A 10,002-nucleotide genomic window follows, 5' to 3' on the forward strand; every position below is an offset into this window, starting at 1 on the left:
TAGGATGGCCCCATGCGGCGCGTCTTGGTGGCGGGCAACTGGAAGATGCACAAGACCCCTTCCGAAGCCCGGGTCTGGTTCGCCGAGCTCAAGAGGCTCCTTCCCCCCCTGGAGTCGGAGGCGGCGGTCCTCCCCGCCTACCCCATGCTCCCCGCGGCCAAGGAGGTGCTCTCGGGCACAGGGGTGGCCTACGGGGCCCAGGACGTCTCCCCCCACAGGGAGGGGGCCTACACGGGGGAGGTCTCGGCCCGGATGCTTTCCGACCTCGGCTGCTGCTACGCCATCGTGGGCCACTCGGAGAGGAGGCGCTACCACGGGGAGACGGACGCCCTGGTGGCGGAGAAGGCCAAGCGGCTTCTGGAGGAGGGGATCACCCCCATCCTTTGCGTGGGCGAACCTCTGGAGATCCGGGAAAGGGGAGAGGCGGAGGCCTACACCCTGGGGCAGCTTCTTAGGAGCCTAGAGGGGGTGGAGCCCCACGCCCCCGAGCGCCTGGTCATCGCCTACGAGCCCGTGTGGGCCATCGGCACCGGGAAGAACGCCACCCCCGAGGACGCCGAGGCCATGCACCAGGCGATCCGCAAGGCCCTCGCGGAGCGGTACGGGGAGGCCTTCGCCAGCCGGGTCCGCATCCTCTACGGGGGAAGCGTGAACCCCAAGAACTTCGCCCACCTCCTTTCCATGCCCAACGTGGACGGGGGGCTCGTGGGCGGGGCGAGCCTGGAGCTTGAGAGCTTCCTCGCCCTCCTCCGGATCGCAGGTTAGGGAAGGACGCGGAGGGTGCCCTCCTGGGCCACCACGTGCAAGTGGCGGTCCAGGCCACCGCTCTGCTCGGCTACGGCGATGACCGCAGCGTCGGCGAAGCCCAGGGGGAGGTCCTGGTACCGGACTGCCAGCTCCCTAACGCGCGGCAGGTCCTCTTCCCCGCACTCCAGGGAGAAGGCCCCGGGGGGGGACGCCGACGCTTCAGGGACCCCTCCCCGCGGGCATAAAGTTGCGCTACCCTATCCCCATGTGCCTCCACCCCCGCACCGAGGCCGCCAAGGAGAGCATCTTCCCCAGGATGAGCCAGCTCGCCCAACGCCTGGGCGCGGTGAACCTGGGCCAGGGGTTTCCCTCTAACCCCCCGCCTCCCTTCCTCCTGGAGGCGGTGCGGCGCGCCCTGGGCCGCCAGGATCAGTACGCCCCCCCGGCGGGGCTTCCTGCGCTAAGAGAGGCCCTGGCCGAAGAGTTTGCCGTGGAGCCCGAGGCCGTGGTGGTCACCTCCGGGGCCACGGAGGCCCTTTACGTCCTCCTGCAAAGCCTCGTGGGCCCCGGGGACGAGGTGGTGGTGCTGGAGCCTTTCTTTGACGTCTACCTGCCGGACGCCTTCCTGGCCGGGGCCAAGGCCCGCCTGGTGCGCCTCACCCTCGCCGAGGGGGGCTTCCTCCTGGACCTCGCCGCCCTGGAGGGGGCCCTCACCCCGAGGACCCGGGTCCTCCTCCTCAACACCCCCATGAACCCCACGGGCCTCGTCTTCAAGGAGGCGGAGCTAAAGGCCATCGCCGAGCTTGCGCGGAGGCACGACCTCTTCCTCGTTTCCGACGAGGTCTACGACGAGCTCTACTATGGGGAGAGGCCCATGCGCCTTAGGGAGTTCGCCCCCGAGCGCACCTTCACCGTGGGGAGCGCGGGGAAGCGCCTCGAGGCCACGGGCTACCGGGTGGGCTGGATCGTGGGGCCTAAGGAGTTCATGCCCCCCGTCGCAGGGATGCGCCAGTGGACGAGCTTCTCCGCCCCCACGCCCCTCCAGGCCGGGGTAGCGGAGGCCTTAAGGGTGGCGCGGCGCGAGGGCTTCTACGAGGCCCTGCGGGAAAGCTACCGGAAAAGGCGGGACCTCCTGGCCGGGGGGCTTAGGTCCCTGGGCCTCCGCGTCTTCGTGCCCGAGGGCACCTATTTCCTCATGGCCGAGCTCCCGGGGTGGGACGCCTTCCGCCTGGTGGAACGGGCCCGGGTGGCCCTCATCCCCGCCTCGGCCTTCTACCGGGAAGACCCCCCCAGGGACCTCTTCCGCCTCGCCTTCTGCAAGAGCGAGGAGGAGCTTTCCTTAGCCCTTGAGCGCCTGGCCCCCGTGGTAAACTCCCCCCTGTGAAGCCCCAAGTGGTCCAGTACCTAAATAAGGGCGAGTTCCCCCTAGGGGAGGAGGAGGCCTTAAGGCTCTACCGGGCCATGCGCCGGGCCCGGTTTTTTGACGAGAAGGCCCTCACCCTCCAGCGGCAGGGGAGGCTCGGGGTCTACGCCCCCTTCATGGGCCAGGAGGCGGCCCAGGTGGGGGTGGCCCTGGCCCTCGGGGAGGGGGACTGGGTGGTCCCCTCTTACCGGGAAAGCGCCATGCTCCTCGCCAAGGGACTCCCCCTCCACACCCTGATCCTCTACTGGCGGGCCCACCCTGCGGGCTGGCGCTTCCCCGAGGGGGTGCGGGCGGTGAACCCCTACATCCCCATCGCCACCCAGATCCCCCAGGCGGTGGGCCTGGCCCTGGCGGGGCGGTACCGGGGGGAGGACTGGGTGGTGGCCACCTCCATCGGGGACGGCGGCACCAGCAAGGGGGACTTCCACGAGGGCCTGAACTTCGCCGCGGTCTTGGGCGCCCCCGTGGTCTTCCTGGTGCAGAACAACGGGTACGCCATCAGCGTCCCCCGGAGCAGGCAGATGAAGGTGGACTACCTGGCCCGGCGGGCCGAGGGGTACGGGATGCCGGGGGTGGTGGTGGACGGGAACGACGCCTTCGCCGTGTACCTCGAGGCCAAAAAGGCGGTGGAAAGGGCCAGGAAGGGGGAGGGGCCCACCCTCCTCGAGGCCCTCACCTACCGCCTCGCCCCCCACACCACCTCCGATGACCCCAGCCGCTACCGCCCGAAGGAGGAGGAGGAGGCTTGGCGGGCCAAAGACCCTATCCTCCGCCTGCGGAAGGCCCTGGAGGAGCGGGGCCTCTGGGACCAGGAGCGGGAGCAGACCCTCCTGGAGGCGCTTGAGGAGGAGTTCGCCCGGGAGCTCGCCCTGACCGACCAGGCCCCCGAGCCCCGACCCGAGGAGATCGTGGAGCACGTCTATGCCGAGATGGGCCCCGACCAGAGGCGGGCCTTTGAGGCGCTCAAGCGGGGCTTCCACCTGGAGGAAGCATGGTGAGGGAAAGGACGCGCGTCCTCAACCTGGTCCAGGCGGTCAACGAGGCCCTGGACCTGGCCCTTTCCCGCGACGAGAGGGTCCTGGTCTTCGGGGAGGACGTGGGGAGGCTTGGCGGCGTCTTCCGGGTGACGGAGGGCCTCCAGGAAAAGTACGGGGAAAGGCGGGTCTTTGACACCCCCCTCGCGGAAAGCGGCATTCTGGGCTTGGCCATCGGCCTCGCCATGGGGGGGATGCGCCCCGTGGCCGAGATCCAGTTTGCCGGGTTTTTGTACCCCGCCTTAGACCAGATCCTCTCCCACCTGGGCCGCTGGCGGCACCGCTCCCGGGGGCGGGTGGGGCTTCCCGTGGTGGTGCGGGCACCTTACGGGGGGGGCGTCCACACCCCCGAGCAGCACGCGGACTCCCCCGAGGCCCTCCTTGGCCATACCCCCGGGGTCAAGGTGGTGATCCCCTCAAGCCCGGAAAGGGCCAAGGGGCTTCTCCTTTCCGCCATAGAGGACGAGGACCCGGTCTTCTTCCTCGAGGCCATCAAGCTTTACCGGGGGGCCAGGGCCGAGGTGCCCGAGGGCTACTACACCCTGCCCCTGGGGAAGGCCCGGGTCCTCAAGGAGGGGAAGGCCGCCACCTTAATCGGCTACGGGGGGATGGTGGAGGTGATGCTGGAGGCGGCGGAGGTGGCCCGGAAGGAGGGGGTGGAGGTGATGGTGGTGGACCTGGAGACCCTGGTCCCCCTGGACGAGGAGACCCTCCTCGAGGCCGTGCGGGAAACGGGCCGGGCCATCGTGGTCTACGAGGCCATGCGCACCGGGGGCTTCGGGGCCGAGATCGCCGCCCGCATCGCCGAAGGGGCCATAGATTACCTCCAGGCTCCGGTGCTCCGGGTGGCGGGCTACGACGCCCCCTACCCCCCCTTCAGCGCCATTGAGCACCTCTACCGGCCAAACGCGAGGCGGGTCCTCGCCGCCCTCAGGAAGGCGCTCACCTATTAGGCAAGACCCGCCTCGAGGCCGAGGAGTTCTTCGCCCTGCCTCAGGAGCGGGGGGAGCTTGTGGACGGGGAGGTCCGGCAGGAGAGGCCCTTCCGGGCTTCCGCCTTACCCTAAAGGACCTCTTCGGGGCCTAAGCCCCCCGCTTCGGCTTTGGCTCAGGCGGGGACCCGAAAAGGGGGCTCCGTAGTCCCGGCCAAGGTGCGGGCGCTTAGGGCTTTTTCCCCACTTTTTCCGGCCGGGACCCGCTAGAGTAGGGAGCATGGAGCGGCCCATCTCCGAGGCCTACTTCCAGGAGGCGAAGCGGCACATCCCGGGCGGGGTGAGCAGCCCGGTCAGGGCCTTCAAGGCCGTGGGCGGCACCCCCCCCTTCCTGGTGCGGGGCGAGGGGGCCTATGTGTGGGATGCGGACGGAAACCGCTACCTGGACTACGTGATGAGCTGGGGCCCCCTGATCCTGGGCCACGCCCACCCCAAGGTCCTCGCCAGGGTGCGGGAGACCCTGGAAAGGGGCCTCACCTTCGGGGCGCCAAACCCCCTGGAGGTGGCCCTGGCCAAGAAGGTGAAGCGGGCCTACCCGGGGGTGGACCTGGTGCGCTTCGTGAACTCGGGGACGGAGGCCACCATGTCGGCCCTCCGCCTCGCCCGGGGGTATACGGGGAGGCCCTACATCGTCAAGTTCCGGGGCAACTACCACGGCCACGCGGACGGCCTCCTGGTGGAGGCGGGCTCGGGGGCCCTGACCCTGGGCGTTCCCTCCTCCGCCGGGGTGCCCGAGGCCTACGCCAGGCTCACCCTGGTCCTGGAGTACAACGACCCCGAAGGCCTGCGGGAGGCCTTAAGGAGGCGGGGCGAGGAGATCGCCGCCATCCTCTTTGAGCCGGTGGTGGGGAACGCTGGGGTCCTCGCGCCTACCCCCGAGTTCCTGAAGGCCCTCCACGAGGCCCGGGAGTTTGGTGTCCTCCTTATCGCCGACGAGGTGATGACGGGCTTCCGCCTGGCCTTCGGGGGGGCCACGGAGCTCCTTGGCCTAAAGCCCGACCTCGTCACCCTGGGGAAGATCCTGGGCGGAGGGCTTCCCGCTGCGGCCTACGGGGGGAGGCGGGAGATCATGGAGAAGGTGGCCCCCCTGGGCCCGGTCTACCAGGCGGGGACGCTTTCCGGGAACCCCCTCGCCATGGCGGCAGGGCTTGCCACCTTGGAGATTTTGGAGGAAAACCCCGGGTACTACCGTTACCTGGAGGCCCTCGGGGCTAAGCTGGAGGCGGGCCTAAAAGAGGTCCTCTCGGAAAAGGGCCTTCCCCATGCGGTGAACCGGGTGGGTTCCATGATCACCGTCTTCTTCACCGAAGGTCCCGTGGTCACCTTCCAGGACGCCAAGCGCACGGACACGGAGCTCTTCAAGCGCTTCTTCCATGGTCTTCTGGACAGGGGAGTGTATTGGCCCCCCTCTAACTTTGAGGCGGCTTTCCTCTCCGTGGCCCACAGGGAGGAGGATGTGGAAAGGACCCTCGAGGCCCTAGAGAATGCCCTATAATGGGCGGGAGAGAGGAGCTTCTCGCCAGGGTCCGCGTCCGGGTCACCAGGTGTTCCTGGGAAGATTTCCTGCGCTTGGCCGAGGCTTACGGCTTCTCCCTGAAAGTGGGCAAGGGTAGCAGGAGGAGGCTTGTGCATCCTACTGGCTTAGTGGTAAGTGTCCACGAGCCCCACCCGCGATCCTGTTCATCCCGAAGCGGTAAAGGCCTTGTTGAGAGCCATAGGGAGGCTTGAGGATGAGGCTTAAGGTGCTGGTGGAGTACCATCCCGAGTTGGAAGGCAAGCACGAGCCCTACGTGGCCCAGCTTTTGGACTATCCGGAGCTTCAAGGGTACGGGTTCACCCCAGAAGAGGCCCTTCAGGACGCGCTTGGCTTTTTGGAGGAGCACCTGGGCCGCCCCTTGAAGGTGATCCGGGAAGAGGTCCAGGTGGACGTGGCGTGAACCTCAAGGACCCCATCTGCGCCGTGGCCACCGCTCCCGGGAAGGGGGCGGTGGGCGTGGTGCGCCTTTCGGGGGAGGGGGCTTTGGAGATCGCCGCAAGGGTCTGGCGGGGGAAGGACCCGAGGCGCCTTGGGGGAGGGCGCTTCACCTTTGGAGAGGTGGTGGACCCCAGGACGGGGGAGGCCATTGACCAGGCCCTCCTCCTCGTCTTCCGCGCCCCCCGCTCCTACACGGGGGAGGACCTGGTGGAGTTCCAGACCCACGGCTCTCCTGCGGTGCTACGGCGGGTGATGGAGGTCCTGGTGGCGGAGGGCGCACGGCCCGCGGGGCGGGGGGAGTTCACCTTCCGGGCCTACCTCCACGGCAAGCTGGACCTGGCCCAGGCGGAGGCGGTCCTGGCCCTCGTTGAGGCGGAGGGGGAGCTTGCGAGGCGTCAGGCCCTGAGGGCCCTCGAGGGGGCGCTTTCAAAGAGGATCGCAAGGCTGGAGGGGCGGCTCCTGGACCTCCTCGCCCACGTCCAGGCCCTCCTGGACTATCCCGAGGAGGGCGTGGAGCCCCTGGAGGCGGCACGGACCATCCGCGAGGTCCTCGCCGAGGTGGAGGCCCTCCTCGCCCAGGCCAAGGCCTCCCGCCTGGCCCAAAAGGGGGCCCGCCTCGCCCTCATCGGGGCCCCGAACGCCGGGAAAAGCTCCCTCTTGAACGCCCTTTTGGGCTACGAAAGGGCCCTCGTTTCCCCCCTTCCCGGCACCACCCGGGACTACCTCGAGGCCCCCCTGGAGCTCTTCGGCCTTCCCCTGGTGGCCGTGGACACCGCCGGGGTGCGGGAGACGGAAGACCCCCTGGAGCGGATGGGAGTGGAACGGGCCCTCAGGATCGCCGAGGAGGCGGACCTCATCCTCTACGTGGTGGACCGCTCCCTGCCCAGGCCCACCCCGCCCCCCCTTCCCTGGGAGAGGACCCTCAAGGTGGCCACCAAGAGCGACCTCCCCCCGGCCTGGGAGGACCCCGGGTTCCTCCCCGTTTCCAGCCTCACGGGGGAGGGGTTGGACCGGCTGAAGGAAGCCCTGAAGGAGGCCCTTCTGGGGAGGGAGGGCGGGGAGGTGCTCCTCACCGAGCGCCAGGTGGAGGCCCTCCTAAGGGCCAAGGAGCGCCTCCAGGAGGCCCTCGCCCTCCCCGAGGACCTCATGGGCTTGGCCTTGGAGGAGGCGGCCCGGGCCCTTGCCCTCCTCACGGGCAAGGAGGTGGGGGAGGAGGTGGTGGCCCGGGTCTTCCGAAACTTCTGCGTGGGGAAGTGAAGCGAAGTGCCCCTTGGGCGGGAATCCTTCGCCCAAGCCCAGGCGTGGTGCCGGGGCCCCCATGCTGGCTTGGGCCAGGATGGGGTGGTATTAGGGGAGGAAGCCCTCGAGGATCTCCTCCACCTGGTCCGTCTCTATCAGGAAGGCGTCGTGCCCGTGGGGGCTCTTGATCTCCCGGTAGCGGGCCCCCGCCATCCGGGCCGCTTGCCTCACCTCCCAGGCGGGGTAGAGGAGGTCGGTGTCTATCCCCACGAAGAGGGAGGGGATGGACCTTAGGCGCTTCAGAGCCTCCTCCACCCCGCCCCGGCCCCGGCCCACGTCGTGGGTGTCCATGGCCCGGGAGAGGACGAGGTAGCTTTCTGCGTGGAATCGCTTTAGAAACCTCTCCCCCTGGTAGTCCAGGTAGCTTTCCCCAAGCTCGGGCTCCGCGCCCCAGCGGGCCTCAAACCCCTCGGGGGCCCGGTAGCTCATCATGGCGATCCCCCGGGCGAGGGCCATGCCCTTGGGGGCGGGGTTCCCCCTCTGGTACTCGGGGTCTTGCAGGATGGCCTGCCGGGCGAGGTGATTGAAGGCCCGGGCCCAGGGCCCGTGCCGGGGGGGGGCGGCCAGGACCACGAGCTTCCTGACCCTTTCTGGATACATGAGGGCGAACTCTAGGGCCACCATCCCGCCGAGGCTTCCCCCGATGAGGGTGGCCCTCTCCACCCCCAGGTGGTCCAGAAGCCTTGCCTGGGCCCGGGCCAGGTCCCGGAGGGTGAGGGAGGGGAAGTCCCGGCCGTAGGGGCGCCCCGTAAGGGGGTCCAGGGAGAGGGGGCCGGTGGAGCCGTAGCAGCTTCCCAGGTGGTTGGCGGAGATTACGTAGTAAAGGGCGGGGTCCAGGATCCGGCCCGGGCCCACCAGGCTATCCCACCAGCCTTCCCGGCCGAAGGCCTGCTCCAGGGGGGAGAGGCTTTGGAAGGTTTCCTCGTCGTAGGTGCCCGCCAGGTGGGCGCTTCCCGTGAGGGCGTGGAAGACAAGGACAGCATTATCCCGCCTCCTCGCAAGCCTGCCGTAGGTCTCAAAGCGAAGGCGCACCTCGGGGAGGTACCCGCCGAGCTCCGTGTAGAACCCCTCCCGCTTGGGGAAGAGCACGGCGGTGCGGGGCTTGGGCGGAGGGATGGAGAGGGGGGAGCGGGGGGGCTTGAGGAGGAGGGCCTCGTGCTCCCCCCAGGCCTCAAAACAGGCTTTCGCCTGACCAAGGGGGATCTCCTTCATGCCAGGGCCTCCTTGAGCTCCGCCTTCAGGTCCTCCACGTGCTCCAAGCCCACGGAAAGCCGCACCATCTCCGGGGAAACCCCGGCCAGCGCCTGCTCCTCGGGGGAGAGCTGGGAGTGGGTGGTGGAGGCGGGGTGGATGGCCAGGGTCCGGGTATCCCCCACGTTGGCCAGGTGGGAGATGAGCTTGAGCCGGGAGATGAAGCGCTTCGCCGCCTCGTACCCCCCTTTGAGGCCGAAGGTGAGGACGGCCCCCGGCTTGCCCTGGAAGTACTTCTGGGCCCTTTCATAGTGGGGGTGGCCCTCCAGCCCCGGGTAGTTCACCCAGGCCACCTGGGGCTGATCCAAAAGCCAGTGGGCGAGGTGCAGGGTGTTCTCCACGTGGCGCTCGGCCCTAAGGGAGAGGGTTTCCAGACCGAGGAGGACCACCCAGGCCTCAAAGGGCCCTAGGGCCTGTCCCTGGTCGCGGAGGCCGTCCACCCGGGCCTTGACGATGAAGGCGAGCTCCCCGAAGGCCTCGGTGAGCCTCAGGCCGTGGTAGCCGGGCTGGGGCTCGGTGAGCAAGGGGTAGCGGCCGTTTTCCCAGGGGAAGTTCCCCCCGTCCACGATGGCCCCGGCGATCACCGCCCCGTGCCCGCCCGCCCACTTGGTGAGGGAGTGGGTGACCAGGGCGGCCCCCCACTCCAGGGGCCTAAGGAGGTAGCCTCCCATGCCGAAGGTGTTGTCCACGATGAGGGCCACCCCTTTTTCCCGGGCGGCCTGGGCTAAGGCCTCGAGGTCGGGGAGGTTGAGGGCGGGGTTGCCGATGGACTCCACCCACCAGGCCCGGGTCCGATCGTCCGTCAGGGCCAGGAACTCCTCGGGGCGCTCCTCGCGGGAGGTGAAGCGCACCTCTATGCCGAGGCGCCTCAGGGTCACCTTGAACTGGTTGAAGGTCCCCCCGTAAAGGTTGGGAGTGGAGACGAGGTTGTCCCCCGCCTGGGCCAGGGTGGTGAGGGCCAGGAACTGGGCCGCGTGGCCGCTTGAGGTGGCCAAAGCCGCCTTGCCCCCTTCCAGGGCCGCGAGGCGCTTTTCCAGCACGTCCACCGTGGGGTTTTGGATGCGGGAGTAGATGTTCCCGAAGGCCTTTAGGGCGAAGAGGCTTGCGGCGTGCTCGGGGCTTTGGAAGACGTAGCTCGTGGTGGGGTAGATGGGGACCTGACGGCTTAAGGTGGTGGGCTCGGGCTCGTAGCCCGCGTGGAGCTGCAGGGTCTCAAAGCGCATACAGCCTCCTTTCCAAGACCCGGCCTGGGGCGCTTGGGTCACGCGGGCGCGCAACCTTG

10 protein-coding genes are annotated in these 10,002 nt (G+C 69.0%); 8 read left to right on the forward strand and 2 right to left on the reverse strand.

The genetic code is table 11. The features are described from left to right. Positions 1-12: 12 nt before the first annotated feature. The 8 genes from tpiA (at position 13) to mnmE (ending at position 7,427) form a co-directional block, all read left to right on the forward strand. Positions 13-765 (forward strand): triose-phosphate isomerase, encoded by a 753-nt coding sequence (gene tpiA, locus H531_RS0105000; RefSeq protein WP_022798267.1) that lies wholly within the window; start codon positions 13-15, stop codon positions 763-765. Positions 766-1,012: 247 nt separating this feature from the next. Further along, positions 1,013-2,131: a pyridoxal phosphate-dependent aminotransferase gene (locus tag H531_RS0105010; RefSeq protein ID WP_022798268.1), complete on the forward strand. Its 1,119-nt coding sequence runs from the start codon at positions 1,013-1,015 to the stop codon at positions 2,129-2,131. Continuing rightward, positions 2,128-3,168 carry a pyruvate dehydrogenase (acetyl-transferring) E1 component subunit alpha gene (gene pdhA / locus H531_RS0105015; RefSeq protein ID WP_022798269.1) on the forward strand — a complete coding sequence of 347 codons (1,041 nt, stop codon included), beginning with the start codon at positions 2,128-2,130 and terminating at the stop codon, positions 3,166-3,168. The genes H531_RS0105010 and pdhA overlap by 4 nt, the downstream gene beginning before the upstream one ends. Beyond that, positions 3,162-4,157, forward strand: a complete 996-nt coding sequence (locus H531_RS0105020) for an alpha-ketoacid dehydrogenase subunit beta (RefSeq protein WP_022798270.1) — start codon at positions 3,162-3,164, stop codon at positions 4,155-4,157. Before pdhA ends, H531_RS0105020 begins: the two co-directional genes overlap by 7 nt. Positions 4,158-4,415: 258 nt before the next feature. Next, positions 4,416-5,690 carry a glutamate-1-semialdehyde 2,1-aminomutase gene (gene hemL, locus H531_RS0105025; protein WP_022798271.1) on the forward strand — a complete coding sequence of 425 codons (1,275 nt, stop codon included), beginning with the start codon at positions 4,416-4,418 and terminating at the stop codon, positions 5,688-5,690. Next, entirely contained in the window at positions 5,690-5,923 is a 234-nt protein-coding gene (locus H531_RS15230) for a type II toxin-antitoxin system HicA family toxin (RefSeq protein ID WP_156860453.1), read from the forward strand. The genes hemL and H531_RS15230 overlap by 1 nt, the downstream gene beginning before the upstream one ends. Positions 5,924-5,925: 2 nt before the next feature. After that, on the forward strand, positions 5,926-6,132 hold the full coding sequence (locus H531_RS0105030) for a hypothetical protein (RefSeq protein WP_022798272.1): 207 nt from the start codon (positions 5,926-5,928) through the stop codon (positions 6,130-6,132). Beyond that, positions 6,129-7,427 (forward strand): tRNA uridine-5-carboxymethylaminomethyl(34) synthesis GTPase MnmE, encoded by a 1,299-nt coding sequence (gene mnmE, locus H531_RS0105035; protein WP_022798273.1) that lies wholly within the window; start codon positions 6,129-6,131, stop codon positions 7,425-7,427. Before H531_RS0105030 ends, mnmE begins: the two co-directional genes overlap by 4 nt. 90 nt (positions 7,428-7,517) lie before the next feature. Here the strand turns inward: mnmE and metX are convergent, their stop codons facing one another. Next, on the reverse strand, positions 7,518-8,681 hold the full coding sequence (metX, locus tag H531_RS0105040) for a homoserine O-acetyltransferase MetX (RefSeq protein ID WP_022798274.1): 1,164 nt from the start codon (positions 8,679-8,681) through the stop codon (positions 7,518-7,520). Beyond that, positions 8,678-9,943: an O-acetylhomoserine aminocarboxypropyltransferase/cysteine synthase family protein gene (locus tag H531_RS0105045; RefSeq protein ID WP_022798275.1), complete on the reverse strand. Its 1,266-nt coding sequence runs from the start codon at positions 9,941-9,943 to the stop codon at positions 8,678-8,680. Before H531_RS0105045 ends, metX begins: the two co-directional genes overlap by 4 nt. Between the last annotated feature and the right edge of the window lie 59 nt (positions 9,944-10,002).

The organism is Thermus islandicus DSM 21543, from assembly GCF_000421625.1.
GTDB classification, from domain to species: Bacteria; Deinococcota; Deinococci; order Deinococcales; family Thermaceae; genus Thermus; species Thermus islandicus.

Bases quoted from the DNA above. Each gene is read 5' to 3' on its own strand.
- tpiA (WP_022798267.1), top strand. From the start codon at position 13: ATGCGGCGCGTCTTGGTGGCGGGCAACTGGAAGATGCACAAGACCCCT.
- H531_RS0105010 (WP_022798268.1), top strand. From the start codon at position 1,013: ATGTGCCTCCACCCCCGCACCGAGGCCGCCAAGGAGAGCATCTTCCCC.
- H531_RS0105020 (WP_022798270.1), top strand. From the start codon at position 3,162: ATGGTGAGGGAAAGGACGCGCGTCCTCAACCTGGTCCAGGCGGTCAAC.
- hemL (WP_022798271.1), top strand. From the start codon at position 4,416: ATGGAGCGGCCCATCTCCGAGGCCTACTTCCAGGAGGCGAAGCGGCAC.
- H531_RS15230 (WP_156860453.1), top strand. From the start codon at position 5,690: ATGGGCGGGAGAGAGGAGCTTCTCGCCAGGGTCCGCGTCCGGGTCACC.
- H531_RS0105030 (WP_022798272.1), top strand. From the start codon at position 5,926: ATGAGGCTTAAGGTGCTGGTGGAGTACCATCCCGAGTTGGAAGGCAAG.
- metX (WP_022798274.1), bottom strand. From the start codon at position 8,681: ATGAAGGAGATCCCCCTTGGTCAGGCGAAAGCCTGTTTTGAGGCCTGG.
- H531_RS0105045 (WP_022798275.1), bottom strand. From the start codon at position 9,943: ATGCGCTTTGAGACCCTGCAGCTCCACGCGGGCTACGAGCCCGAGCCC.